Here is a 26,123-nt window from a genome sequence, read left to right on the forward strand (position 1 = left end):
CAGGCTGTCAAACCGGAAATGACGCCCTTCCGAAGGCCGGGCCTGGACAATTGGAATAACTTTTTCTTCAAGGGTTCTTCCGTAAGTTGAAAGCGGAATGCCAAAGTCCGCCAGCGGGTCATGAAACAACTCCGTAACAACGTCATCCGCGCCGGGCTGGAAGCACTCTATTTCAGCGGCGCCCACCACCTGTTGCGCCCGCTTTTGTCGGGCGTCGGCGCCATATTCATGCTGCATCACGTGCGGCCGGCCCGCGGCGCGGCGTTCCAGCCGAACCGGCATCTCGAAGTCACCCCCGAATTCCTGCGTGCCACACTGCGCCACCTGCGCGCGCGCGAGATCGACATCGTCAGCATGGACGAGCTGCATGAGCGGCTGGTGCGGCGCCGGTTCGACCGCCGCTTCGCCGCCTTCACGCTCGACGATGGCTATCGCGACAATCTCGATTTTGCGCTGCCAGTTCTGCGCGAATTTGACGCGCCCTTGGCGGTCTATGTCGCCAGCGATTTCGCGGAGGGGACGGGCCGGCTGTGGTGGGAGGCGCTGGAGGCCGTGATCGCCAAGACCGAGCAGATCGAGGTGACGATTGGCAATGCCGCGCTGCGGCTCGATGCGACGACGCCAGCCGCCAAGCAGGTGGCCTTCGATCGCCTGCACGACTGGTTGCGCGCACTGCCCGGCGAGCACGATCTCAAGCGCGAGATCGAGGCGCTCTGCACGAAGTACGGCGTCGACATGGCCGCGCTGTGCCGCAGCCTCTGCCTGTCCTGGGACGAGGTGAAGACATTTGCCGCCGATCCCCTGGTCACGATCGGCGCGCATTCCGTCAGCCATTGCAATCTCGCCAAGCAAAGCGAAGCGATCGCCACGCAGGAGATGGCCGTGAGCCGCGCGCGGATCGAGCAGGCGCTCGGCCGCAACGTTCAACATCTGGCCTATCCCTATGGCGATCGCGAGGCGGCGGGCGAGCGTGAATTCGTGCTCGCTGCATCCGCCGGCTTCAAGACCGCGGTGACGACGCGGCCCGGCATGCTGTTCGCCGAAAACGCCGGCCGCATGACGGCGCTGCCACGGGTCTCGCTCAACGGCAATTACCAGGACACGCGGATTCTGCCGGTGCTGACCTCGGGCGCCGCGACCGCGATGTGGAACGGCTTCCGCAGGATCGCGGCGGCTTAAATCTCTCCGTCTTGGCTGCCCGAACTCGGACGTCGTCATGGCGAAAGCCAGGACGACGATGCGGCGCTTTCCTTGACTCCCCTCCCTACCCCGCTCAAAACGTCGCCAAACACCAAGGGAGGCACCATGTTCAACGATCTGTTCTCGCTCAAAGGCCGCGTCGCGCTGGTGACCGGTGGTTCGCGCGGCATCGGCAAGATGATCGCGGCGGGATTTCTCAGCGCGGGAGCCGCGAAGGTCTACATCACCGCGCGCAAGGCAGGACCTTGCGAGGCCACCGCGAGAGAGCTGTCAGGCCGATATGACGGTGAGTGCATCGCGCTGCCGATCGACATCTCGACCGTCGACGGCTGCGACAGGCTCGCTGGCGAAATCATCAAGCTGGAGCCGAAGCTCAACATCCTCGTCAACAATGCAGGGGCTGCCTGGGGCGCGGAGTTCGACGAATTCCCCGAAAGCGGCTGGGACAAGGTGATGGACCTCAACGTCAAGTCGCTGTTCTTCCTGACCAAGGCGCTGGCCAAGCCGCTGCGCGCGGCGGCTTCGCATGAGCGGCCCGCCAAGGTCATCAACATCGCCTCGGTTGACGGCATTTTCGTCAATCCCGGCGAGACCTACTCCTATGCCGCGAGCAAGGCCGCGGTGATCCATTTGACGCGGCGCATGGCGACGAAACTGATCAAGGACAACGTCAACGTCACCGCGATCGCGCCCGGCGCGTTCAAGTCCGACATGAACCGGGCTGCGCGCGACCATTCGGACGAGGTCGCCAAGCGCATTCCGGCGCGGCGGATCGGAACCGACGAGGACATGGCCGGCGTGGCGATCTATCTCGCCTCGCGCGCGGGTGACTACGTGGTCGGCAACACCATCGCGGTGGATGGCGGCGTGGTGTACGCGAACGCGGGGCTGGAGATCGCGGGGTAGGCGGGGGCGCGTCAGCACGACGCCCTCACCTCACACTCCGGTGTAGTCCCGGCCTTCGCCGGGACGACAGGTGAGTATGTAGCGCGGCCGTCGCGCCTCGCTGGCGGCCCTTACGACTCGATCCTCACATATTCGAAATCGCCGGGCTTGTTATCGATGCCGACTTTCGGCGGTGAGATCCAGGAGGCGAACTGGCCGGTCTCGGTGACGGGCTGCATCAGCGAGGTGATGAAGTCGCCGTCCGCGGTCGAGGGCAGCCATTCGTCCTTGCGCTTCGCCCAGGTGGCATCGTCGATCAAAATTCCGTCGGGCGTCGCGTGGATGCCCTTGAACTCGCCGATATGGCGGTGGAAGGCGACGTTGGGCAGCTTGAGCTGAAACTGGTAGCCCGCGGTCGAGATCACCTTGTTCCAGCGCAGCATGCCCTTGACGCAATCCTGGCTGTAATCGTCGCGCAGGCGCATGTTGAGCGCGGTCAGCGCCGGCTCGTCGACGAGCTTGATCTCACCGTCGATGAACTTCAGCACCGGATAGGTGGCGTTCTTGAGCTGATGATCGTCGTCGATCTGGGTCTCGTGATAGCGACCCTTGATGCCGGTGTTGAAGGCGTTCGCCGCGTTGGTCGAGACTTCCGAGCCAAACAGATCGAGCGACAGCGTATAGTGCAGGTTCAGCTTCTTCTGAATGGTCGGCAGGTCGATCACGCCGAGCGCGCGGACCTTCGCGATGTCGGTGGGATCGGTGATGCCGGCTTCGCGCATCGCATCGCAGGTGCGCTGCACGACGCGGGTAATGCCGGTCTCGCCGACGAACATGTGGTGCGCTTCTTCCGTCAGCATGAAGCGGCAGGTGCGCGACAGGGGATCGAAGCCGGACTGCGCAAGCGAGTGCAGCTGCATCTTGCCGTCGCGGTCGGTGAAGTAGGTGAACATGAAGAAGGACAGCCAGTCCGGCGTCGCCTCGTTGAAGGCGCCCAGCATGCGCGGCGAGTCGGCGTCGCCCGAGCGGCGGCGCAACAAATCGTCGGCCTCTTCACGTCCGTCGCGACCAAAGTACTTTTGCAGCAGGTACACCATCGCCCAGAGGTGACGGCCTTCCTCGACATTGACCTGGAACAGATTGCGCATGTCGTACAGCGAGGGCGCGGTCTTGCCGAGGTGGCGCTGCTGCTCGACCGAGGCAGGCTCGGTGTCGCCCTGGATCACGATCAGACGGCGCAGCATGGCGCGATACTCGCCTGGGACTTCCTGCCAGGCCGGCTCCCCAAAATGCTCGCCGAACGGCACGACGCGGTTCTCTTCCTGGGGAGCAAGGAGAATGCCCCAGCGATACTCGGGCATCCGCACGTAGTCGAACTTGGCCCAGCCGCGCGGATCGACCGAATAGGCGGTGCGCAAGTACACCAGCGATTCCTGGAAGCCTTCCGGCCCCATGTCTTTCCACCAGTCCATGTAGCCGGGATGCCAGCCTTCCAGCGCCTTGAGCACCTGGCGGTCTTCGGCCAAATTGACGTTGTTCGGAATCTTGGTCGAGTAGTCGACGTTCATGATGTTCACGTTCATGGCCGTGCTCCTTGGATTTCTTTCGTCATGCCCGGCCTTGTGCTGGGCACCCACGTTCTTGCTTGCTCAGCCAAGGACGTGGATGGCCGGGACATTCTGTACGAAGACGCGCTTCGCGCTTTTGCCCGGCCACGACGCAGCAAATGTCGTCACACTCGCGTCATATCGAATTTCGGCTTCTGGCCGGTGCCGTAGCGGCGCAGCGCGCCTTCCTCGCCGACCGCGTTCGGGCGCTGGAAGATCCAGTTCTGCCACGCGGTGAGGCGCGAGAAGATTTTCGATTCCATCGTCTCGGGGCCGACGAAGCGCAGGTTGGCTTCCATGCCGGTGAGGCTGTCGGGCGAGAAGCTGGCGCGTTCCTCCAGAAACACGCGGACCTCGTCGTCCCAGTCGATGTCGTCGAGTGCGAATGTGACGAGACCGAGCTCTTCGGCCTGCTCGGCGTCCAGCGCGGTGCCCATCGTGGCTTCCGCGCGTTCCACATCGGACGGATCGGCCTGGAAGCGCGACTGAAGCCGCGTCAGGCCATGGCTCATCGGATACGGGCCAAAATTCATCGCTGACAGTTCGATCGACGGTGGCGGGCGGTTGTCGCCCTGGCGCGTGCCGATCAGCATGTAGGAGCGGTCGGCGGCGAAGACGAGCTCGGCGAGCGTGCCGGCGAAGCAGGAGCCGGGCTCGACCAGCGTCACCAGCGTGCGCGAGGTGACGTCGATGCGCTTCAAGACGCGCTTCCAGTAGTGCCTGATTTCGTTGACCAGCCAGTGCGCCTTGTTGGCTTCGAGGAAGGCGTCGCAGGCGAGCACATGGGCGCGGCCGCCGTGGCTCTTGAACACCAGCATGGCGGTCTCGAGTTCGTTGATGCGCAGATGCAGGATGGCGTCGTCGAGTTCGCGCGCGACCTGGAGCGGCCAGAACGCGACACCCTGCGCCATCATCCCGTCGATATCGGCGGGCGGCGCGGCTTCAGGCGCCTTGATCGAGATCGTGGCGATGCGGGCGGCGCGGTCGACGTCGACGGTGACAAAGCCGTAGCGGATGCTCGTCTCATCGATGATGCGCTTGAGCGGCGTCAGCGCGATGCCCTTGCCGCTGCCCTTGCGCTTCGAGGCCTGGGCGAATTCCCTGGCGCGCTCGGCAACCTTGCCTTCGAGCTTGCTGTTCGGCGCGATCTCGTCGACCAGGCGCCATTGCACGGCGCGCTTGCCCTTCACGCCTTCTTCGATGGTGCAGAAGAAATCGGCGTGATCGCGGCGCACCTTGCGCTTGTCGACCACACGCGTGAGGCCGCCGGTGCCCGGCAGCACCGCCAGCAGCGGCACTTCGGGCAAGGCGACGGCGGACGCGCCGTCATCGGCAAGCATGATGTAGTCGGTGGCGAGCGCGAGCTCATAGCCGCCGCCGGCGGCCGAGCCGTTCACGACGGTGATAAAGCGCTGGCCGGAATTCTCCGACGAGTCTTCCATGCCGTTGCGGGTCTCGTTGGTGAACTTGCAGAAATTGACCTTGTGGGCATGCGTCGAGCCGGCGAGCATGCGGATGTTGGCGCCGGCGCAGAACACGCGGTTCTTGGCCGAGCGCATCACCACGACCTTCACCTCGGGGTGCTCGAAGCGCAGGCGTTGGACCGCGTCGGCAAGCTCGATGTCGACGCCCAGATCGTAGGAATTAAGCTTGAGCAGATAGCCCTCGAACAGGCCGCCATTCTCGTCGACGTCCATGGTCAGGGTGGCGACGTCACCGTCAACCGCGAGCTTCCAGTGCCGGTAGCGGGACGGCTCGGTCTGGAAATCGATGAATGTCGCGCCGCCTGCGAGGCGCCGATCTTCCTCGGCCATGGGCCACCCTTGAGTTCGTCTTGGTTTACCGTTAGATGCACAATAATGCATATTGTTGCGCGCGTCTAGACTTTAACGGCCCATACATGCATTTTGTTGCATGCCCTCTCCTAGGGCCGCTGCTGCAAATTGCTCAATCGCGTGAAGCGTCGCTCCCGGAGCTTCGCGATGCGGAGAATGCGCCGCGCCTGACATGACTTTCAAATCGACCGGGCAATAGCATTCGTGCTGCGCGATCTCGGCCTGACGCAGCGTCCCGTATTGGTCGTCCACGCCTTGAAGGATCAGGACGGGAACGCGGATATAAGCGAGATATTCCGAGATATCCCAGTCGCGGAATTTGGGATCGAGCCAGGCGGCGTTCCAGCCGTAGAAGGCGTTGTCGACGTCCGTGTGCCAGCGCGCGAGCTTTGCCTTCAGGTCGGTGGTCTCAAATGCCGTCTTGATGTCCGCAATCGACTTCACCGAGATGTCCTCGACAATGAAATGCGGCGCGATCAGTACGAGGCCGTTCAGGCGATGATCCTGATGCGCGCCGGCATAGATCGTCGCGATCGACGCGCCGTCGGAATGGCCGAGCAGCAGGCCACGCCTGAAGCCGATCGCGTCGAGGATCTTCGGCAGCACGTCGAGTGCCTCGCGCTGCATGTAGTCGAGCGGCCGCGGCAGCGCGACCTTGCTCGACTGGCCGTAGCCCGCGCGCGAATAGACGAAGATGCCGGCGGAAGTCGCCTCTCGCAGCTTCTCGGGGAAGTCACCCCAGAGCCCGACCGAGCCGAGGCCTTCATGCAGCATGACGATGGTCGGTGCATCGGCGGATTGCGGCGCCAGCCATTTGTATTCGAGGCTGGCGTCGCGGATGCTGAGAAAGCCGGTGGGGGCGAGGTCGGTCATGCTCTGTCGCTCTTCTCTCTCCGTCGTCAAGCCCGGCCATGACGACCTGTTGTCAATTCGCCCCGTCCCGCAGCTTGAACCGCTGGATCTTCCCCGTCGCCGTCTTGGGCAAGGAATCCACCACGTCGATCCAGCGCGGATATTTCCACGGGCCGATCTTCTGCTTGACGTGATCCTTGAGCATCTCCTGCAGGCCCGCCGTCGTCGCGCCGGGGCGCAGCACGACGAAGGCCTTGGGCTTCAGCAGACCTTCCGGATCGGCTTCGGGCACGACGGCAGCTTCCAGCACGGCGGGATGCGTGATCAGCGCGCTCTCGACCTCGAAGGGCGAGACCCAGATGCCAGAGACCTTGAACATGTCGTCGGCGCGGCCGCAGAAGGTATAGCGGCCCTCGGAATCCCTGACATATTTGTCGCCGGTGCGGGTCCACGGCCCCTCGAACGTGCGGCGGCTCTTGTGGCGCTGGTTCCAGTACCCCTCGCCGGCGGAGGGCGCATCGACCAGGAGCTCGCCGACCTCGCCGTCGGCGACATCCTGTCCGGCCTCGTTGACAAGCCGCACCGCATAGCCGGGCACCGGTTTGCCGGAGGAGCCGTATTTGATGTCGCCGGGCGCGTTCGACAGGAAGATGTGCAACAGCTCGGTCGAGCCGACGCCGTCGAGAATATCGACGCCGAAGCGCGCCCTCCAGCTGTTGCCGACGGACTCCGGGAGCGCCTCGCCGGCCGAGGTGCAGATGCGAAGCGACTTGCCGCCGCGCTCGCTCTTCATCGCTTCGTCGTTGAGCATCGCCGCGAACAGGGTCGGCACGCCGTAGAAGATCGAGGGATTGTAGCGGTTCATCAGGTCGAACATGCGTGCGGGCGTCGGCCGTTCGCTGTTGAGCACCACGCTGGCGCCGACCGACATCGGAAAGGTCAACGCATTGCCGAGGCCATATGCGAAGAACAGCTTTGCCGCGGAAAGACAAACGTCGTTCTCGCGAATGCCGAGCACCTGCTTCGCATAAGTGTCCGCGGTCGCCTGCATGTTCGAATGGATGTGCCGCACGCCCTTGGGCATGCCGGTCGAACCTGAGGAATACAGCCAGAATGCCGGCTCGTCGGAATGGGTGGCGGCGGTGGTGAACTGATCGCTCTCGTCCGCAATCTCCTCGGCGAGCTGCTTGTGGCCGTTCTGTTTGGCGCCGGAGACCACGACATGCTCCAGATCCGGCATGCGGCCGACGACGTCCTTGATGACGGGATAGAGCGCTTCCGAGACGAACAGCACGCGCGCGCGGCAATCGGCGAGGATGTAGGCGTATTGATCTGATGTCAGCAGCGTGTTGAGCGGCACCGGCACGATGCCGGCGCGGATCGCGCCCAGAAACACGATCGGGAAGTCGACCGTATCCAGCATGATCATGGCCACGCGCTCTTCGCGGCGGACCCCGAGCCGGCGCAGCATGTTGGCGGCGCGCCGCGTTTCGCGCTGGAGCTCGCCATAGGTGAGCCGTGAGACGGTGTCATCGAAGGCGAGCTTGTTGCCGCGTCCCTCCTCGACGTTCCGGTCGAGCAGCCAGGTCACCGCGTTATAGGATCCCTCGCTCACGGACTTCTCCCCTGAATTTAGAATTATAATTCATAGAAAGACACCGCCTCGGCTTGCTGTCAATGCCAGCAGGCACTATGTTTCATTAATACGCGCCGCAGGACCTCTTTAAAAGAAGACATCCGCTCAGGCAGGCCCATGATCCGCAGTCCATGACCGACAGTCCCGACGCCGAATCCCGATTTCTCGAACAGCTCGGCCAGCGCGTGCGCACCATGCGCGCGCTGCGCGGCATGTCGCGCAAGGTGCTCGCTAAGGTATCAGGAATATCGGAGCGCTACATCGCGCAGCTCGAAAGCGGCAAGGGCAACGTCTCCATCGTGCTGCTGCGCCGCGTCTCCGACGCGATGGGCGCGCATCTCGAAGACCTGCTTCCCTCGGCCGATCCGACCCCGGACTGGCAGATGTTTCGCGATCTCCTGCGCAAGGCGACGCCGGCGCAGGTCGCACAAGCAAAAGATCTGCTCGCAGGCGGCAGCGCCTCCGCGCCGCGGCGCGCGCCGTTCTGCGGCATCGCGCTAATCGGCCTGCGCGGCGCCGGCAAATCGACGCTTGGGCGGATGCTGGCGAAGAAGGTCGGCTGGAGCTTTGTCGAGCTCAACAAGGAGATCGAGCAGCAGAACGGGCTGTCGGTCGCCGAGATCATCGCGCTCTACGGCCAGGAAGGCTTTCGCCGCATGGAGCAGGCGGCGCTGCAGCAGCTGCTCGCGCGCCACGAGCTGATGGTGCTGGCGACCGGCGGCGGCATCGTCTCCGAACCTCTGACCTTCGACCAGATCCTGTCGTCGTTCTACACGATCTGGCTGAAGGCCGAGCCCGAGGAGCACATGGCCCGCGTCCGCCGCCAAGGCGATTTGCGCCCGATGGCCGACGACCGCTCCGCGATGGCGGAGCTGCGCAACATCCTCTTGAGCCGCGAGCCGCTATATGCGCGCGCGACGGCGGTGGTGGACACGGCGGGACTGTCCGTCGATGCCGCCGCGGCGCGCCTGGTTGATGCGGTGCGGCCGGTGCTGCAGAACGAAGCGCGCAGCTTCGGGCTGCGCAGCGTGGCGCTGTAGGTCCGAACTCCCATGACCGAGAGCGACGTCGCAATCGCCATGTTCGAGCGGATCGGCGGCAGCGCCACGATCGATCGACTGGTCGATCGCTTCTACGACCGGATGGATACGCTGCCGGAGGCGAAGATCATCCGCGCGATGCATGCGGACGACCTCGGCCTGATCAGGGATGTGCTGAAGCGCTATCTCACCGAATGGACCGGCGGCCCGAAACTCTATTCGGTCGAGAAGGGCCACCCGCGGCTGCGCCAGCGCCACATCGGCTTTGCCATCGGCGATGCCGAGCGCGACGCGTGGATGCTCTGCATGCGCGGTGCGCTGGAGGAGACGGTTGTGGACGCCGCAGCGCGGCAGGACCTCGACAAGGCGTTGTCCGGCCTCGCCGACTGGATGCGCAACCGCTAGTGATTTTTGCACGGGCGCGTAGCCCGGATGAGCGAAGCGACATCCGGGTCTTCACGATGACTTTCCCGGGTATCGCTTCGCTCACCCGGGCTACAAGAGTTGCGACCGCACCGCCTCCGCGCCCTCACGCAACAGCGGCAAAAATCGCTCGATCAATTCCTGCGCCGGCACGCGATCGACGTGCGCGCCCATGTTAATGGCGGCGACGATCACGCCGTCGTAGCGGCGGACGGGGACCGAGATCGAGCGGAAATGCGGCTCGGCCTCGCGGTCCACCAGCGAATAGCCCTGCGCGCGATCGGCGACGGTGCGCGCGAGCAGCACCTTGGGATCGGTTACCGTCTGCGGCGTCAGCGCTTCGCGCTTCGTCGCCGTCAGGCGCGCAGCAAGCTCGGCATCGTCGAGTTGACCGAGCATGGCGCGGCCGACCGAAGTGCAGAAGGCCGGAAGCCGGTAGCCGATTTCCAATCCGCCCGAGAACATCCGCGCCGGACTGCTGCGCGCGATGAACACGACCTCATCGCCGTCGAGCACCGCGAGCGAGGAGATTTCGTTGGCCGCTGTCGCGAGGCGGTCGAGCACCGGTTGCAGGACCGTGACGAGTTGGCTCGACCGCAGATACGACGCGGCGAGTGTCAGCACATGTGGCGTCAGCGAGAACAGCTTCCCGTCGCCACTGACGAAGCCGCCGCGCTGGAGCGTGAACAGCATGCGCCGCGCGGTGGCGCGGGGAAGCTCAGCGGCACGGGCGAGATCGCTCAGCGTCATCGGGCCGGCCGTGATGCCGAAGCATTGCAGCAGGCGCAGCCCGCGATCGAGGCTCTCGACGAAATCCGTCGCACGTTCGTCGCTCTCGCGTCGCTTCAGCTTGGGCATGGTGTCGGGTCATTCGTGCAAAATAGTGCTTGCTGCCGCGTCAAGGCATGCCATAATTCGCCCATTCGTTCAATAGGCGAACAAACGCCACTCCATAAAGGATGCACTCGCCATGATGAGCCAGGAGCAGAACGACCTGATCACCCGCACCGGTGCGAAGGACCCCTGCGGGAAGCTGATGCGATGCTACTGGCAGCCGGCGGTGCTGGTGGACGAGCTCGACGGCGATCGACCGATCCGTCCCGTCAGATTGCTCGGTGAAAACCTGGTGTTGTTCCGCGACGAGACCGGGCGCTACGGTCTGATCGATCGCCACTGCGCACATCGCGGCGCCGATCTCGCCTTCGGACGGCTCGAGCATGGCGGCCTGCGCTGCGCCTTTCATGGCTGGCTGTTCGACGCCACCGGGCAGTGCATCGAGACGCCGGCGGAGCCGAAGGACTCGAAGCTCTGCCAGAACATCCGTCAGCGCTCTTACCCTGTGGTGGAGAAGAGCGGCATCCTCTGGGCTTATCTCGGCGAGGGCGAGCCGCCGGCATTTCCCGAGCTCGACTGCTTCGTCGCGCCCGGCACGCACACCTTCGCGTTCAAAGGCCATATGGCCTGCAACTGGCTCCAGGCGCTCGAAGTCGGCATCGACCCCGCGCACGCCTCCTATCTGCATCGCTTCTTCGAGGACGAGGACACCTCGACGGCCTACGGCAAGCAGTTCCGGGGCGCATCGGCAGGCAGCGATCTGCCGATGACGAAGATTTTGCGCGAATACGATCGCCCGATCATCAATGTCGAGCACACCGAATACGGCCTGCGGCTGATCGCACTGCGCGAGATCGACGAGGAGCGCACCCATGTGCGCGTCACCAACCAGCTCTTTCCGCACGGCTTCGTCATTCCCATGAGCACGGAGATGACGATCACACAGTGGCACGTGCCGGTCGACGACGAGAACTGCTACTGGTACGCGATCTTCACCAGTTATTCGAACCCCGTGGACAAGCAGAAGATGCGCGACCAGCGGCTCGAGCTCTATGAGCTGCCGGACTACAAATCTCGCAAGAACAGGACCAACGATTACGGCTTCGACCCGCACGAGCAGCAGACGGCGACCTATACCGGCATGGGCACCGACATCAACGTCCACGACCAGTGGGCGGTGGAGTCTATGGGCGCAATCCAGGACCGCACCCGGGAGCACCTCGGCACGAGCGACAAGGCGATCGTGCAATACCGTCGGCTGCTGCGGCAGGAGATCGAGAAGGTCGCAGGCGGCGAGAAGCCGATGCTGCATCTCGACGAGGCCACCGCACGATCGATCCAGGGCCCGGCGACCATGGACGGCATCGGGCCGACCCGAGGCTGGGAGATCTACTGGATGGAAGTCGACGTCAAGCGCCGCCGCAGCGCGCCGTGGACGGCGCCGGTGCCGAAGGAGATTGCGGACAACGTGCATCGCCTGACGGCGGCGGAGTGATAATGCAGTTCGCCGCTAGCGAGGCGAGACGGCGGCTCCACATTCTCCGCTGTCATGCTCCGCGAAAGCGGGGCATCCAGTACGTCGCGGCCTCTCGTGAACACACGGACGTCTCTGGAATACTGGATCGTCCGCCTTCGCGGACGATGACAGTGTCCGCTATACTCTCGCCGAGCAAGAAGGAACTGCCAAAGTGACTTTCGTCGCGCGTCATGCGCTGTGGTCGGATGAGCAGAAGGACGCCGCATTGCGCGTGCGGCGCATCGTCGACGAGAAGAATCTCGAGGTCATCCGCCTCGCCTTCCCGGACCAGCACGGCATTTTGCGCGGCAAGACCATCGTCGCCTCCGAGGCGATCGCCTCGCTGGAGAGCGGCTGCTCCATCACCACCACCATGCTCGCCAAGGACACCTCGCACCGCACGGTGTTTCCGGTGTTCACGTCAGGCGGCGGCTTCGGCATGAAGGAGATGGAGGGCGCGGCCGACGTGCTGATGGTCGCCGATCCCACGACGTTTCGCGTTTTGCCATGGGCGCCAACCACGGGCTGGGTTCTCTGCGACCTCTATTTCAACGACGGCCGTCCCGTGCCGTTCGCGACGCGCGGGCTCTATCGCAAGGTGCTCGACGAGCTCGCAAGTCGCGGCCATGATTTCGTGGCGGGCCTCGAGGTCGAATTCCACATCTTCAAGCTCGACGATCCGCATATGCGCCCGGAGGATGCCGGCCAGCCCGGCACACCGCCTTCGGTGAGCCTGCTCAGCCACGGCTATCAATACCTCACCGAGCAGCGCTTCGACCAGATGGAGCCGGTGCTGGAGATCTTGCGGCGTGACATCGTCGCGCTCGGTCTGCCCTTGCGCTCGGTCGAGGTGGAGTTCGGGCCGAGCCAGTGCGAATTCACCTTCGCCCCGAAGAAGGGCATTGAGCCCGCGGACAACATGGTGCTGTTTCGCTCTGCCGTGAAGCAGATCGCGCACCGCCACGGCTATCACGCCACGTTCATGTGCCGGCCGAAGCTGCCGAACCTGTTCGCGAGCGGCTGGCATCTGCACCAATCGGTGGTCTCGCGCGCGACCGGCGAGAACCAGTTCATGGCCAAAGACGGCGGCGAGCCGCTCAGCGCGTTCGCCCGCGCCTGGCTTGCGGGCCTGCTCGACCACGCCCGCGCGTCGACCGTGTTCACCACCCCGACCATCAATGGCTACAAGCGCTACCGCTCCTATTCGCTGGCGCCGGACCGCGCGATCTGGGGCCGCGACAATCGCGGCGTGATGATCCGCGTGCTCGGCGCCGCCGGCGACGCCGCCACGCGCCTGGAAAACCGCATCGGCGAGCCCGCCGCCAATCCTTATCTCTACATGGCCTCGCAGATCCTCTCCGGCCTCGACGGGGTCGACCGCAAGCTCGATCCCGGCCCGTCGGCCGACACGCCTTACGAAACCAAGGCGCCGCTGTTGCCGAAATCGCTGCGCGACGCGGTCAGCGCGCTGAAGGACGATCCGTTCTTCCGCGAAAAGCTCGGGCCTGAGTTCGTCGATTATTACACCCACATCAAGAATGCCGAGATCGACCGCTTTCTGTCCGAGGTGACCGACTGGGAGCACCGCGAATATTTCGAGGTGTTTTGAGCCAGACACGCCCTCACCTCCCCGTGAGGCGACTTCGTCCGCTCAGTTCCGACGACATTTCACCGCTCCCGACGAAGCTATTTTCCAAGGCCCGCGAAAACCGCCGGAAAAATGGGCGGTGTAGATTTGCTCCGTGATCAACAAAGGAGTTCGGTCATGTGGGGTCATCTGTTCAGTTTGATCTATCGCCTGTCCTGCCGCGCCACTCTGATTGAGATCGGGGCGGGTCGCTCGTCGCGATAGAGGCCCAGCGGATTTAGGTAAGAGCGATTGACTAGCGAACGGAGGGTGTCATGCGAAAGCTGATCCTGATCGCGGCAATGTCGCTGCTGGGAAGCCAGGCCTATGCCGGCGGACCACGGAGCCTTAGCCTTGCGGCGACAAATGCGAGCCAGCAGACCGCCGAGCCGGGAACGACAGCAGCCACGCCGCCACAAGCTCCGGCGGCAGCACCCACGAATGTCCAGACGGCGACCACGGCCCCAGCTTCAACGTCTCCGGCAGCGACTGCGACGACAACCGCGATCGCTCCGGCCGCAACTCAGTCCAGTGCCGCGCCGATTGCCAGCACAAGAGAAACGACCAAGCCGAAACGTCGCCAGCCATCCACCGAGGCCCGCGTGATTCGCGAACTGCATCGGCACGGGATTTACTGGTGATTGCCAATGTCGTCCTGGCGAAAGCCAGGACCCATTACCCCAGGGAAAAGTTCTCGCACGCGGCTGCTAACCGCCAATCTTCGCCAAACTGAATTCGGTGGCTATGGGTCCTGGCTTTCGCCAGGACGATAACGTATGAGCGGCGCCCAGCATCGCGCCCTCACCCTCAAATCCCTAGATATTTGTGCTGCAGATCCGGCTCGGCCAACAGCTCGTCCGAGGTGCCGCTCCATACCGTCTTGCCGCGCTCGATGATGGTGTGGCGGTCGCAGATGCGGGCGAGGTGGTCGACGTTCTTGTCGACGACCAGGATCGACTGTCCCCGGCTCTTGAGCAGCGACAGGCAGCTCCAGATCTCTTCGCGGATCAGAGGCGCCAGGCCTTCGGTCGCTTCATCCAGGATGAGCAGCTTCGGGTTGGTCATCAGCGCGCGGCCGATGGCGAGCATCTGCTGCTCGCCGCCGGAGAGCTGGTTGCCCATATTGGAAGCGCGCTCGGCCAGGCGAGGAAACATCACGTAGATCGCCGCCAGCGTCCAGGGATTGCTGCTGCCGAAACGATCGGCCGCGGCCGCGACCAGGTTTTCGCGCACGGTGAGGTTCGGGAAAATCTGCCGCCCCTCGGGGACGAGGCCGACACCGAGTTGCGCGATCCTGTAGGACGGTTGCGTCCGCACTTCCGAACCTGCAAAGCGGATGCTGCCTGCCCGCGCCGGCGTCAGGCCCATGATGGAGCGGATGGTCGTGGTCTTGCCCATGCCGTTGCGGCCCATCAGCGAGACCATCTCGCCTGATTTGACCGACAGCGACAAGCCGAACAGCACCTGGGACAGGCCGTAGCAGGTCTCGATGCCGTCGACCTCGAGCAGCGTGTCATCCATGGTGCGTCACCACATGGGCCTCGCCGAGATAGGCGCGCTTGACGTCCTCGTTCGCCCGAATCGCGGCCGGATCGCCGGAGGCGATGACGCGGCCATAGACCAGCACGGAGATGCGGTCGGCGAGCGCAAACACCGCCGGCATGTCGTGTTCGACCAGGACGATCGAGACCTCCTTGCGCAGCTCCTGGAGCAGCTGCACCATGCGCTGGGATTCGGTGACGCCGAGTCCCGCCATCGGCTCGTCGAGCAGCAAAAGCTTCGGCTTGCTTGCCAGCGCAACCGCCAGCTCGATCTGGCGACGCTCGCCATGACTGAGCCTGGACACCAGCACATCGGCACGATGGACGAGACCGACGCGGTCGAGCGCGGCATGCGCGGCATCGCGCAGGCCCTTCTCCTTGCGTGCATCGGCGAAGAAACGGAACGAGGTGCCGGCATGCGCTTGCGCCGCGAGCGCGACATTGTCGGCGGCGGTGAAATCGAGCAGCAGCGAGGTGATCTGGAACGAACGTGCCAGGCCCAGCGCGCAGCGGCGATAGGCCGGCAGATAGGTGATGTCGCGCCCCGCCAGCGAGACGCTGCCGGAATGCGGCTCCAGATGCCCTGTGAGCTGGCTGATCAGCGTGGTCTTGCCGGCGCCGTTCGGGCCGATGATGGCGTGCAGCTCGCCTGCCGCAACGTCGAGCGAGACGTTGTCCGTCGCAATGATGCCACCGAAGCGGCGCACCAGCCTGTCGACGCGGAGCAGCGGCTCAGCCACGATTGAACCTCCCGAGCAGGCCCATGATGCCGCCGCGGCCGAACAGCACGATCAGCAGCAGCAGCGGACCCATGATCAGCGCCCAGTATTCGGTGAGCTGCGACAAGAACTCTTCCAGCAACAAATACACCACCGCGCCGATGACCGGACCGAACAGCGTGCCCATGCCCCCGAGGATCACCATCACCATGAGGTCGCCGGAACGGGTCCAGTACATCGCGGCCGGGCTGACGAAATCGGTGTTGTTGGCGAGCAGCGCGCCGGCGAGGCCGCACATCATGCCCGAGATGACGAAGCAGACCAGCTGGTAACGTTTCGAGGGAAAGCCGATCGCCTGCATGCGCTGCTCGTTGGAGCGCAGGCCCTGCAGGACGAGGCCGAAGCGCGAATTGACGATGCGCCAGATCAGGAAGACCACGCCGAACAGGCAGGCGAGGCAGAGATAATAGAATTGCGTGCGGTTCGACAGATTAATCAGCCCGGAGAAGTCGCTGCGCTTGTAGACGGTGAGGCCGTCATCGCCGCCATAACGCGCCAGCCCCGAGGCGACGTAATAGGCCATCTGCGCGAACGCCAGCGTGATCATGATGAAATAGACGCCGCGGGTGCGCAAAGACAGCGCGCCGATCACCAACGCATAAAGCGCGGAGGCCGCAAGCGCGACCGGAAACTGGATGAAGCCCGAGCCCACGCCTTCCTGCGCCAGCATGCCGACCGCATAGCCGCCGATACCGAGATAGGCGGCATGGCCAAAACTCATCATGCCGCCAAAACCCATGATGAGGTTGAGGCTCGCGGCCGCCAGGGCCAGGATGACGATGCGGGTGAGCAGCGTCAGGATGAAGATGTTGCCGGATGCTTGCGAATAGAGCGGCAGCAGCACGAGGCCCGCCAGCAGCAGGACCGTGACCACCTTGCTCACAGTGAAAGCCTTCATCGGCGGTTGGCCGGAAACAGCCCCTCCGGACGCACCACCAGCACGATCGCCATCAGCAGGTAGATCAGCATGGACGACAACGCGGGCGCGGCGGTGGAGGCCGCGGCGCCGCTCAGCACCTGCCTCAACAAATTGGGCAGGAAGGCGCGGCCGAGGGTGTCGATCATGCCGACGAAGATCGCGGCCAGGAACGCGCCCCGGATCGAGCCGATGCCGCCGATCACGATGATGACGAAGGCGAGGATCAGAATGTTCTCGCCCATCCCGATCTGCACGGTGAGGATCGGCGCCTGCATCAACCCGGCAAGACCGGCGAGCGCGGCACCGAGGCCGAACACCAGGGTGTAGAGCAGCTTGATGTTGATGCCGAGCGCACCGATCATCTCGCGATTGGAGGCGCCGGCCCGGATCAGCATGCCGATGCGGGTGCGCATCACGCCGAGATAGAGCAGCAGCGCAACCAGCAGCGCCACGACGATGATGGCGAGGCGATAAGCGGGATAGTGAATGCCCGGCAGGATCGGCACCGGCACGGTGAGCCAGGCCGGCAGCGGCAGCGCAAGGCCGGCCGGCCCCCAGATCAGCCGCACGGCCTCGTTGAAGAACAGGATCAGGCCGAAGGTCGCGAGCACGTGGTCAAGATGGTCTCGTCCGTAGAGATGCCGCAGCGCGGTCATCTCGAGCACGATGCCGAGCACGAGCGTCGCGCCGAGCGCCAATAGCGCACCGAGCAGGAAGCTTCCGGTCCAGGCTGCGAAGGTCGCGGCGAAATAGGCGCCCATCATGTACAGCGAGCCGTGCGCGAGGTTGACGAGATCCATGATCCCGAACACCAGCGTCAGGCCGGCGGCGAGCAGGAACAGCAGCAGGCCAAACTGCAATCCGTTCAAGAACTGTTCGACGACGAGCAGCATCAAAACTCTTTCAGGCGCACGCAGGTTCGCGCCGATGTTCGAACACGGTCGCCATCAGTGAAAGAGCTCCCCCTGCCTGGACAAGGCGGAAAAATGGGTAATGGCAGTATCGTTCCGAGGCAAGAGCGATTCGACACCCAACATGCACTTTGTTGCATGCCGATGCATCCGATCGGTCCTGGCCCTGCAATCGGTCTTGCAAGAAGACTGCCGCGCAGGATGGGTCAACCTGCCGCACCCAAACGGATCACCCTCCCTCCGTTGCGGGAGAGAGGGTGTGAATTCGTCGCAACGTGTGGATGGAGACGCCTAGTGCGACGTCATCTGCCGGCGAAGGTCATCCGGCTCGGCAAGCACGCTGTTGGCCGTCGAGGCCTCCAGCGCCGCCATCCGGAACAGATAGGCGAGCGTCGCCAATCCGGTGTCTTCCGCCATCTGCGCGAGTTCGAGCGCCATGTCGGACATGTAGCCCAGATTTTCGTCCTTGATCTGCGCCATGATCTGGCTGTCCCGCATCATGTTCGACATCTCAGGCGCTCTTTCGTTGCGCGGCAGCGAGGCCGCAGAGGTTGGCAAGGGCGATGCAATTGATACGCGGACCGTCCTGTTGGACGATGGAAGGCACGCCGATGCGATCATGCAGGGCATCGAGCGTCTCGCGGAGAATGTCGATGGTCGCCGCAATGGTCCATGCGTTCTCCACCAGTGCCGGCAGACCGAGCGGGGTCACGACGAAGCCGGCCTCATGAAAGCGCGGCAACCACCAGGTTTCCATGATCGCGCTGACCTGCGCGATCCCCTGACCGAGGCAGAACTCCTGCACGGCCGCCATCAGTTGCAGGTTGAGCGCGCCGTCGCGGCGATCGCGCACGACGAAGTAGCGCGACCATTCCCAGACCAGAGGATCCACCGGGTAGCCGCGCACCGCTGCCAGATGGGGAAAGACCTCGCTCATCATCGAAGGCTTGGTGGTCGGGTAGAGCCGGTGACCGCCGATGACGCGGCGTCCCTCCAGCGCAAGCAGATAAACCGTGTCCTCGTCGTCATAGGAATCGATTTCGCGGCAATCCGGCCTGCGCAGCGTCTCCCAGCGCCGCTCTTCGACGAAGATGTCGTGCCGCAGCCGGAAATGCTGATCGAGCACATCTTCGTAAAGGTGGCGATTTACTGCAGAAATGGCGTGAATCATGAAAACCCCCATTCATCCTCAATGGAGGGCACCCTCTGCGAAAAGAGGATGGTTCGGTATTGGGAAATTTCCCAGTACGTCGCTTAGGGATTGATGATCTTGTTGCGAATCGCCAGTGCTACCGCATGCGTACGGTTGACGGCTCCGAGCTTGCGCCCGGCGGTTGCAAGATGCTCTTCGGCGGTGCGCTGCGTGATGTGCAGGATCTCGCCGATTTCCCAGGCCGATTTGCCCTGCGAGGCCCAGGCGATCACCTCGCGCTCGCGCGGGGTGAGGCGTGCCGAGGGATACGGCGCTGGATCGAGCAGACGGCGAATGTGGTCGAAGCCATACATCGCCATCAGGTGCAGTGCCGGCTTGCTGCGGGGATTGAGGTCGAGATGGACGCCCCCGAGCGACACCGCGGCCTCGTAGCCGGTGAGTCCGTGGATCGGCACAATGAAGCCGCGCGTCATGCGAAAATCGGTGGCGCGGTTCATCACCTCGGCCGCGTTCGGCTCGAGCTCCGCATCATAGGGTGCTTCCGACCATTCGAACGGGTTGACTGACTGGCGGCACAACCGCACCACCGGGTCGAAACGGTCGTAGTTATTTTCGGTGTAGAGACCAAACCAGCCCGCCGGCCAGCGCTTGGCGAGCACCATCTGTGCAAACTGTTGGTCGGGATTGGGCAACCCCGTCACGATGATGGTTTCAAAACCGAAGCGACCAAAGGCCGATTCGAGCGCATTCATGGCGTCGGGCACCTTGCGATAGGCCCCAAGCCCCTCGATGAAGTCGAGCGCTTCCCGGCCATAATCCACGGCGGACATCGGTGCGTTTCCTGACCCTCGCTGTGCGATATAGCACGTCTTTGGGCACTGCCTCAATTCACGGATTCCGTAGTTTCCCGGTATCCCATTGACCCCGAAGGCTTCATCTACTTGTGGAAGAAGGGACGTCAAGATACACCTACAATGTCTGAAGCGGGGAAACCACGATGGAAGACGAGGACATCGCCCTCAACAGCGTGCTCGGCCTGGAACTCAACCGCGTATTTTTCGCCGTCCGCGAAACGGCAAACAAGCAGAAGATCATCGAGTTCGCACGCGGGGTGCTGCAAAGCGAGCGCAGCAAGCCGGCAGAGAGCGCCACGCCGGACGGACCGGCGAGCTAGCACGCAATTGCTGTGAGCGCACGAACGGTCCGTTCGGCGCCATGCCTTCCTCTGATCTGAACCGAACAACCGAACGCGAATGTTTCCTTCCTTCTCCCCTTGTGGGAGAAGTGGCATAGGCGGCCTTCGGCCGCCGTTCTTAAAACAAAACGCCGACGCTTCGCATCGGCTATGGCGCCGGATGAGGGGTTGTTTCCACGCGTTCAAATGCGCGAGGCTCGTGCGGGGAGAGAACCCCTCACCCGCCTCGCGCTATCGCGGCGATCCGCCCTCTCCCACAAGGGAAGAGGGAAAGGCAGCGCCGACCACGATTACCTTCGGATGCCCAGGACATGATGACGCTGCGCCAGGTTGAAGTGATCCGTGCCGTGATGGTGACGGGCACGATCGGCGGCGCGGCGAAGCTGCTGAACGTTTCGGCGCCGGGCATCAGCCGCCTGGTGAAATATACCGAGCGCTCGCTCGGCATCCGCTTCTTCCAGCGCCAGAACGGCCGCTATTTCCCGACGCCGGAAGCCGAGAACATCTTCGAGCAGATCAACGGCGTCTACAAGAAGGTCGACGACCTCTCCGAGATCATCTCCAAGATCGGGCGCGGCGGATTGTCGGAATTGCGCATCGGCTCGGTGCCGAGCATTTCGCAAGTCATGGTGCCGCGCGCGATCGAGCGGGTCCGGCGGCGCTATCCGGATTTGGGCATCGACATCAACATCCTCAAGCTCGAGGAAGCCATCGACTATCTCATGCTCGGCCGCGGCGAGTGCGTGGCGATGAGCTATCGCCTGGAGCATTCCGGGCTCGACTTCATGCCGCTCGCCTCGGGCGAGCTCTATTGCATCGTGCCGCCGGGCCACGAGCTCGCCGGCCGCAAGCAGGTCTCCGCCGCCGAGATCACGCGCTATCCGCTGATCGGCATCGATCCCAATGATCCCTACGGGCGGATCATGGCCGAGATCTTCGCGCGCCACCGCCTCGAGTACAACATCACCATCCGCGCCCGCTTCGGCACCACGGTCTGCGCGCTGGTGAAGGCGGGGCTCGGCATCGCCATCATCGACCAGTTCACGGTGGCCCATGGGGGCTATCCCGGCATCGAGCTGATCAAGATCACCGAGCCGACGCGATTCGACACCTATATCGCGGTGAAGCGCGGCGCGCCGCTGTCGCTTCATGTCGAGTATTTCATCGAGTCCCTGCGCGCGGAGATGCGCGCGGTCGAGCCGTCGCGGGGCAAAGGCAGGGCCGCGCCGCCACGGGCGCGGAAGAGATAACATTATGTTAGGTTTGCAGCACAAAAGGGTAATTGTGTTAGGCCGAGGAAAGGCTATCGTTCCTGGGGGAAGCCCCTTGGAATTGGGCGGATCTCCCCGCTAAAGGCCGGGATCAAACGCTCCCAACGAGACGATAGCGAACCATGTCAAAGCGCGGACCCGCCGCACCCAAAAAGCTCCTGACCGGCCTGATCGGCGCACCCATCGCGCATTCTGCCTCCCCTGCCATGCATGAGCGCGCCGCGGAGGGGCTTGGGCTGCGCGGCCATTACCAGCTCATCGAGGTCGCCGGCGCCGACGCGGGCGGGCTCCGCATGATGCTCGAGGGCGTGCGGCGGCTCGGCTTTGCCGGCGTCAACGTCACTTTTCCCTACAAGGAGGCGGTGGTCCCGCTGCTCGATGAACTGGCACCGGGTGCCGCCGCCATGGGCGCGGTCAACACCGTCGTCGTCAGGAACGGCCGGCTGATCGGCCACAACACCGACACGACGGGCTTTGCGCGCGCCGTCGCGCCGCTGCTGGCGGCCTCTGGAAACGCAGTCGCCGTGATCGGCACCGGCGGCGTCGGCAAGGCCATCGCGTTTGCCCTGGCGAGCCTTGACGTGACCGACATCCGTATCTTCGACAGCGAGCCGGCACGCGCCGAAAAACTCGCCGCGCTGCTCGACAAACAGGGTGGCGCCAGGGTCGCCGCAAGCGTCGAGGCCGCGCTCGACGGCGCAACGGGCCTCGTCAACGGCACGCCGGTCGGCATGCTGCCGAACCGGGAAACGCCGGTCGCGCCGACGCTGCTACGTCAAAACCTGTGGGTCGCCGACGCCGTCTATTCGCCGCTGATCACGCCGCTGCTGGCGGCTGCCCAAGCCAAGGGCGCGCGGATCATGACCGGACGGGAGCTTGCGATCTACCAGGCCGCCGACGCTTTCGAACTGTTCACTGGCCTTGCCCCATCCACCGAGATCATGGGAGAGGCATTCGACGAGGTGATGGCGGCACGAAGCTCGGCCTATCACGCAGCGTAACCGAAACGGCCGGACACAAGGCCGCGGACACCATCACGAAACAGGAGGAGAAACCATGAAATCGACTTTGCTGGCGGGCGCCCTGCTTGCCTTCGCGACTGCAACCAGCGTGCACGCCCAGGCGATCAAGCTCGCCGACGTCGCCGAGCTTTCCGGGGGCGGCGCCACCGTCGGCACCAACTGGAAGAACGGCATCGACCTCGCGATCGAGGAGATCAACGCCAAGGGCGGCGTGCTCGGCCGCAAGCTCGAAGTCACTCATGCGGATTCGCAATCCAACCCGGGCGTCGCGCGCGCGCAGGTGCAGAAGGCGCTCGACGCCGAGCCCTATGTGCTGCTCGGACCCGGCTATTCCGGCTCGGTGAAGGTGACCGCGCCGCTGGCGGCCGAAGCCGGCATCGCGCAGATCATGGGTGGCGAAGCCGCCGAGCTGACGCAAGGCGGAAACAAATTCCTGTTCCGCACCTCGTTCGGCCAGCAATCCTCGATGCCGAAGGTCGCCAAATACATTCACGACGACATGAAGGCGAAGTCGGTCGCCGTGGTCTGGGTCAACAATGACTTTGGCCGCGGCGGCCGCGATGTCGTCGTCAAGGAGCTCGACCGTCTCGGCTCCAAGGTCGTCGCCGATCTCTCCACCGAGGCGGGCCAGGCCGATTTCGCCGCCGACGTCGGCAAGATCAAGGCCGCCAATCCCGACGCCGTATTCGTCTATTTGAACGAGGAAGAGAGCGCACGCATCCTCAAGGAGCTGAAGCGCCAGGGCGTCACCGCACCGCTGATGGGCGAGACCACGCTGATCGGCCAGAAGGTGATCGAGCTTGCGGGCGATGCCGCCAACGGCGCGCGCGGCCATGTCGGTCTCACCACCGACGCGCCGGTCGACCTGATCAAGGCGTTTCGCGACAAGTTCGCGAAGAAGTACAATTACGTGCCCGACCATAACGGGCTGAAAGGCTATCTCGCGGTCTACATGGTGAAGGCCACCACCGACAAGATGGGCAAGGTCGATTCCAAGGCGTTCGCCGACACCCTGCATGGCCTGACCATCAAGGCCGCCGACGAGCCGGGCATCTTGATGGACGTCACCTTCAGCGAGACCGGCGACATCGACCGCCAGAGCTTTCTGGTCGAGGTGGTCGAAGGCAAGCAAGTCGTGAAGCAGGTGCTGCCGAAGGTGAAGTGAGGTCTTGCCCTTCTGCCTCGCCCCGCCCTTCGCGGGGAGAGGGAGAAGGACGAGCGAGGAGAGCGGGGAGACAGAGCGCGAGCGCCGAGAGGGGAAAATGTCCAATCTGTTCGATCTTCTGGTCGCTGGACTTGCCACCGGCGCGATCTATGCGCTGGTCGCGGTCGGCTTCACGCTGCTGTGGCAGACCTCGCAGACCATCAATTTCGCACAAGGCGAGTTCGTGATGCTGCCGGCGTTCCTGATGCTGGCGGCGATGCATGCCGGCGCGCCGTTCTGGCTCGCGATCATCCTCGGCATCCTGCTTTCGATGCTCCTGCTCGGCCTCGCCTTCAAGATGCTGCTGGTGGATCCGATGTTGCGCCATGGCGTGCTGCCGCTCGCGATCGCGACCATGGCGCTCGCGATCGGTCTCAAGGAGGCCGTAAAGCAGTTCTTCAGCGCCGAAGCCTCACCCTTCCCCTCGATCGTGCCGACCGGCGACGTCTCCATCCTTGGCCATGCCGTCTCGCTGCAAAGCATCGGCGTCCTCGTCCTCGCCATCCTTGCCGTCTTCGGCTTGACTGCGCTTCTCAACCGCACCTCGCTCGGCCACCAGATGCAGGCGGCGGCGCAGAACCCGACGGTGGCGCGCATCATCGGCGTCCCGGTCGAGCGCATGATTCTCCTGACTTTCCTGATCAACGCGTTCCTGGTCGCTCTCGCCTCGCTGTTGATCACGCCGATCTACCTCGCGAAATTCACGTCGGGCGAGGTACTGGGCCAGGCCGCCTTCATCGCCGCGATCGTCGGCGGGTTCAACCAGGTGCGCGGCGCGATCGCAGGGGGCCTCCTGATCGGCGTGCTCGACAATCTCGCGGCCGCCTATGTTTCAACGCAGTACCGCGCCGCCGTGCCTATGATCTTCCTGATCGCCGTCATCCTGTTCCGACCGCAGGGCTTGCTCGGCCGTGCCGAGGAGCGCACCGTATGAGCGGCTTCGCCAAACCTCTCAAGATCGCGTTCGGCCTCATCGTGGTCGCTGCGCTGATCGTTGTCCCCATGAACTTCAACCGCTATGGCCTGTTCATCCTGAGCCAGTGGGCGGTGATGGCCATCGCCGCAATGGGCCTCAACCTCACGCTCGGTTATGCCGGCCAGGTCTCGCTGGCGCAGGGCGCCTTCGTCGGCATCGGCGCTTACGCCGCGGCGATCATGACCACGCATGGCTGGCCGCTGCCGGCGGCGATCGTCGTCGCGATCGGCTTGAGCTTCGCGGTCGGCTGGGTGCTCGGCTATCCCGCGCTGCGGGTGCAGCATCACTACCTCGCCTTCGTCACGCTCGCCTTCTCCACGCTGGCCTTCCTGGTATTTCGCAACGAGAGCTGGCTCACCGGCGGCATCTACGGCATCTCCAATATTCCGCGTCCGCACATTCTCGGCATCGCGACCAACAAGCCGCTGCCGTTCTACTATGTCTGTCTCGGCTCGCTCGCGATCGTGTCGCTCGCGGTGTGGTGGCTGATCCGCTCGCCCTGGGGCCGCGCCTTCATGGCGCTGCGCGAAAACCCGCTGCGGGCGCAGTCGCTGGGCGTCGACACGCGGCGCTATACGCTGATGGCGTTCGCGATCGGCTCGGCGCTCGGCGGCGTCGCGGGCGCGCTCTATGCCCCGCTGACGCAATATATCGATCCCGTGCCGTTCAACCTGTCGCTCTCGCTCGACCTCCTGATGATGGTGATCGTCGGCGGCGCCGGATTCTTCCTGGGTCCGTTCCTCGGCGCGATGATCGCGGTGCTGTTGCCGGAGTGGCTGCGCTTCACCGAGGGCTATTATCTGATGCTCTACGCGATCGCGGTGATGGGGCTGCTGATCTGGTCGCCGACCGGCATTTTGGGAATCCTCGACCGCTATCTCGCCGAACGCCGCACCAAGGCGGCCTCCGCCCAGCGCGCCGTCGCAAAGTCCCGGCTGGAGACAGCGCAATGAGCGCGGTCCTCGAAGTCACCGACATCAAGAAGAATTTTGGCGGCATCAGCGCCGTCGGCGGCGTCTCTTTCGACGTCCGCGAGGGCGAGATCCTCGGCCTGATCGGCCCGAACGGCTGCGGCAAGTCGACCCTGTTCAACTGCATTCTCGGCCAGCTCACGCCGAGCGGCGGCGAGGTCAAGCTCGACGGCAAGGTCGTCACGGGCTTGCGACCCGCCGAGCTCAACAAGCTCGGGGTCAGCCGCACCTTCCAGCTCCTGCAAGTGTTCCCCAAACTCTCGGTGCGCGAGAACCTGATCCTCGCGGGACAGGAGCACCAGGGCAGCATGGCCTCGCGCCTGGTCGGCCGCTCCGATGCCGGACTGACGGAGGCCGCCGACCAGATGATCGGCTTTTTCAAGCTCGATCATCTCGCCGACGAGCCCGCCGGCGGGCTCTCCTATGGCCAGCAAAAGCTGCTCGACGCCGCCATGGCCTTCATGGGCGGACCGCGGCTGGTGCTGCTCGACGAGCCCGCCGGCGGCGTCAACCCGTCGATGTTGACGGACCTGAAGGAGCGGCTGGTCGCGATCAACCGCGAGAAGAACGCCACGTTCGTCGTGATCGAGCACAACATGGAATTCGTGATGTCGCTGTGCTCGCGCGTGATGGTGATGGCGGAGGGCAAGGTGCTGGCGATGGGACGACCGGACGAGGTGCGAAAGAACCCCGCCGTGATCGAAGCCTATCTCGGACATTGAGGAA

At 64.2% G+C, this 26,123-nt stretch carries 25 protein-coding genes and 1 pseudogene; 14 read left to right on the forward strand and 12 right to left on the reverse strand.

What is annotated here, in order from left to right:
- The first annotated feature begins 120 nt into the window (after positions 1 to 120).
- On the forward strand, positions 121 to 1,179 hold the full coding sequence (locus ACIPUD_RS22370) for a polysaccharide deacetylase family protein (protein WP_085349676.1): 1,059 nt from the start codon (positions 121 to 123) through the stop codon (positions 1,177 to 1,179).
- Between the two features lie 126 nt (positions 1,180 to 1,305).
- On the forward strand, positions 1,306 to 2,106 hold the full coding sequence (locus tag ACIPUD_RS22375) for an SDR family oxidoreductase (RefSeq protein WP_377828489.1): 801 nt from the start codon (positions 1,306 to 1,308) through the stop codon (positions 2,104 to 2,106).
- A 110-nt stretch (positions 2,107 to 2,216) separates the two neighbouring features.
- Here ACIPUD_RS22375 and boxB read toward each other — a convergent pair whose 3' ends face one another.
- The 4 genes from boxB to ACIPUD_RS22395 all read right to left on the reverse strand — a co-directional run bounded on the left by boxB (position 2,217) and on the right by ACIPUD_RS22395 (position 7,994).
- Positions 2,217 to 3,668: a benzoyl-CoA 2,3-epoxidase subunit BoxB gene (gene boxB, locus ACIPUD_RS22380; RefSeq protein WP_085349674.1), complete on the reverse strand. Its 1,452-nt coding sequence runs from the start codon at positions 3,666 to 3,668 to the stop codon at positions 2,217 to 2,219.
- 149 nt (positions 3,669 to 3,817) lie between these two features.
- Positions 3,818 to 5,506, reverse strand: coding sequence for a 2,3-epoxybenzoyl-CoA dihydrolase (gene boxC, locus ACIPUD_RS22385; RefSeq protein WP_446481551.1), 1,689 nt, complete (start codon positions 5,504 to 5,506; stop codon positions 3,818 to 3,820).
- A gap of 72 nt (positions 5,507 to 5,578) precedes the next feature.
- Positions 5,579 to 6,400: an alpha/beta fold hydrolase gene (locus ACIPUD_RS22390; protein WP_446481552.1), complete on the reverse strand. Its 822-nt coding sequence runs from the start codon at positions 6,398 to 6,400 to the stop codon at positions 5,579 to 5,581.
- A gap of 52 nt (positions 6,401 to 6,452) precedes the next feature.
- On the reverse strand, positions 6,453 to 7,994 hold the full coding sequence (locus ACIPUD_RS22395) for a benzoate-CoA ligase family protein (RefSeq protein WP_085349671.1): 1,542 nt from the start codon (positions 7,992 to 7,994) through the stop codon (positions 6,453 to 6,455).
- Positions 7,995 to 8,134: 140 nt separating this feature from the next.
- Here ACIPUD_RS22395 and ACIPUD_RS22400 point away from each other — a divergent pair.
- Both ACIPUD_RS22400 and ACIPUD_RS22405 read left to right on the forward strand, forming a co-directional pair.
- A pseudogene (locus ACIPUD_RS22400) lies at positions 8,135 to 9,055 on the forward strand (helix-turn-helix transcriptional regulator); the annotation flags it as partial.
- 12 nt (positions 9,056 to 9,067) lie between these two features.
- Positions 9,068 to 9,460, forward strand: coding sequence for a group II truncated hemoglobin (locus ACIPUD_RS22405; RefSeq protein ID WP_018456047.1), 393 nt, complete (start codon positions 9,068 to 9,070; stop codon positions 9,458 to 9,460).
- A 90-nt stretch (positions 9,461 to 9,550) separates the two neighbouring features.
- Here the strand turns inward: ACIPUD_RS22405 and ACIPUD_RS22410 are convergent, their stop codons facing one another.
- On the reverse strand, positions 9,551 to 10,336 hold the full coding sequence (locus ACIPUD_RS22410) for an IclR family transcriptional regulator domain-containing protein (protein WP_085357722.1): 786 nt from the start codon (positions 10,334 to 10,336) through the stop codon (positions 9,551 to 9,553).
- A 112-nt stretch (positions 10,337 to 10,448) separates the two neighbouring features.
- On the opposite strand from ACIPUD_RS22410, the gene ACIPUD_RS22415 reads away from it, so the two are divergent.
- The 3 genes from ACIPUD_RS22415 (at position 10,449) to ACIPUD_RS22425 (ending at position 14,096) form a co-directional block, all read left to right on the forward strand.
- Positions 10,449 to 11,807, forward strand: coding sequence for an aromatic ring-hydroxylating dioxygenase subunit alpha (locus ACIPUD_RS22415; protein WP_085357720.1), 1,359 nt, complete (start codon positions 10,449 to 10,451; stop codon positions 11,805 to 11,807).
- A 193-nt stretch (positions 11,808 to 12,000) separates the two neighbouring features.
- Complete coding sequence (locus ACIPUD_RS22420; RefSeq protein ID WP_204513151.1) at positions 12,001 to 13,437, forward strand: glutamine synthetase family protein; 1,437 nt, start codon at positions 12,001 to 12,003, stop codon at positions 13,435 to 13,437.
- A gap of 293 nt (positions 13,438 to 13,730) precedes the next feature.
- Positions 13,731 to 14,096 (forward strand): hypothetical protein, encoded by a 366-nt coding sequence (locus ACIPUD_RS22425; protein WP_446481553.1) that lies wholly within the window; start codon positions 13,731 to 13,733, stop codon positions 14,094 to 14,096.
- A 166-nt stretch (positions 14,097 to 14,262) separates the two neighbouring features.
- Here the strand turns inward: ACIPUD_RS22425 and ACIPUD_RS22430 are convergent, their stop codons facing one another.
- The 7 genes from ACIPUD_RS22430 to ACIPUD_RS22460 all read right to left on the reverse strand — a co-directional run bounded on the left by ACIPUD_RS22430 (position 14,263) and on the right by ACIPUD_RS22460 (position 19,588).
- Entirely contained in the window at positions 14,263 to 14,976 is a 714-nt protein-coding gene (locus ACIPUD_RS22430) for an ABC transporter ATP-binding protein (RefSeq protein WP_018456043.1), read from the reverse strand.
- Entirely contained in the window at positions 14,969 to 15,736 is a 768-nt protein-coding gene (locus ACIPUD_RS22435; protein ID WP_018456042.1) for an ABC transporter ATP-binding protein, read from the reverse strand. Before ACIPUD_RS22435 ends, ACIPUD_RS22430 begins: the two co-directional genes overlap by 8 nt.
- Positions 15,729 to 16,673, reverse strand: coding sequence for a branched-chain amino acid ABC transporter permease (locus tag ACIPUD_RS22440; RefSeq protein ID WP_446481554.1), 945 nt, complete (start codon positions 16,671 to 16,673; stop codon positions 15,729 to 15,731). The genes ACIPUD_RS22435 and ACIPUD_RS22440 overlap by 8 nt, the downstream gene beginning before the upstream one ends.
- Positions 16,670 to 17,587 carry a branched-chain amino acid ABC transporter permease gene (locus ACIPUD_RS22445; RefSeq protein ID WP_007615745.1) on the reverse strand — a complete coding sequence of 306 codons (918 nt, stop codon included), beginning with the start codon at positions 17,585 to 17,587 and terminating at the stop codon, positions 16,670 to 16,672. The genes ACIPUD_RS22440 and ACIPUD_RS22445 overlap by 4 nt, the downstream gene beginning before the upstream one ends.
- Positions 17,588 to 17,896: 309 nt before the next feature.
- Positions 17,897 to 18,115, reverse strand: coding sequence for a hypothetical protein (locus tag ACIPUD_RS22450; RefSeq protein WP_026233073.1), 219 nt, complete (start codon positions 18,113 to 18,115; stop codon positions 17,897 to 17,899).
- Position 18,116: 1 nt separating this feature from the next.
- Positions 18,117 to 18,776 (reverse strand): acyl-homoserine-lactone synthase, encoded by a 660-nt coding sequence (locus ACIPUD_RS22455; protein WP_446481555.1) that lies wholly within the window; start codon positions 18,774 to 18,776, stop codon positions 18,117 to 18,119.
- Positions 18,777 to 18,859: 83 nt separating this feature from the next.
- A complete protein-coding gene (locus ACIPUD_RS22460) occupies positions 18,860 to 19,588 on the reverse strand; it encodes a helix-turn-helix transcriptional regulator (protein WP_018456037.1) in 729 nt (242 codons plus the stop codon).
- 167 nt (positions 19,589 to 19,755) lie between these two features.
- Here ACIPUD_RS22460 and ACIPUD_RS22465 point away from each other — a divergent pair, with 167 nt between their 5' ends.
- The 7 genes from ACIPUD_RS22465 (at position 19,756) to ACIPUD_RS22495 (ending at position 26,119) form a co-directional block, all read left to right on the forward strand.
- Entirely contained in the window at positions 19,756 to 19,932 is a 177-nt protein-coding gene (locus ACIPUD_RS22465) for a hypothetical protein (protein WP_018456036.1), read from the forward strand.
- 332 nt (positions 19,933 to 20,264) lie between these two features.
- Positions 20,265 to 21,203, forward strand: coding sequence for a LysR family transcriptional regulator (locus ACIPUD_RS22470; protein WP_018456035.1), 939 nt, complete (start codon positions 20,265 to 20,267; stop codon positions 21,201 to 21,203).
- Between the two features lie 143 nt (positions 21,204 to 21,346).
- Complete coding sequence (locus tag ACIPUD_RS22475) at positions 21,347 to 22,225, forward strand: shikimate dehydrogenase (protein ID WP_018456034.1); 879 nt, start codon at positions 21,347 to 21,349, stop codon at positions 22,223 to 22,225.
- A gap of 55 nt (positions 22,226 to 22,280) precedes the next feature.
- A complete protein-coding gene (locus tag ACIPUD_RS22480) occupies positions 22,281 to 23,411 on the forward strand; it encodes an ABC transporter substrate-binding protein (RefSeq protein WP_018456033.1) in 1,131 nt (376 codons plus the stop codon).
- A gap of 97 nt (positions 23,412 to 23,508) precedes the next feature.
- Positions 23,509 to 24,384: a branched-chain amino acid ABC transporter permease gene (locus tag ACIPUD_RS22485; protein ID WP_018456032.1), complete on the forward strand. Its 876-nt coding sequence runs from the start codon at positions 23,509 to 23,511 to the stop codon at positions 24,382 to 24,384.
- A complete protein-coding gene (locus tag ACIPUD_RS22490; protein WP_446481556.1) occupies positions 24,381 to 25,379 on the forward strand; it encodes a branched-chain amino acid ABC transporter permease in 999 nt (332 codons plus the stop codon). Before ACIPUD_RS22485 ends, ACIPUD_RS22490 begins: the two co-directional genes overlap by 4 nt.
- Positions 25,376 to 26,119: an ABC transporter ATP-binding protein gene (locus ACIPUD_RS22495; protein ID WP_085357710.1), complete on the forward strand. Its 744-nt coding sequence runs from the start codon at positions 25,376 to 25,378 to the stop codon at positions 26,117 to 26,119. The genes ACIPUD_RS22490 and ACIPUD_RS22495 overlap by 4 nt, the downstream gene beginning before the upstream one ends.
- The last annotated feature ends 4 nt before the right edge of the window (positions 26,120 to 26,123 follow it).

This window comes from Bradyrhizobium sp. CAR08 (assembly GCF_052871955.1).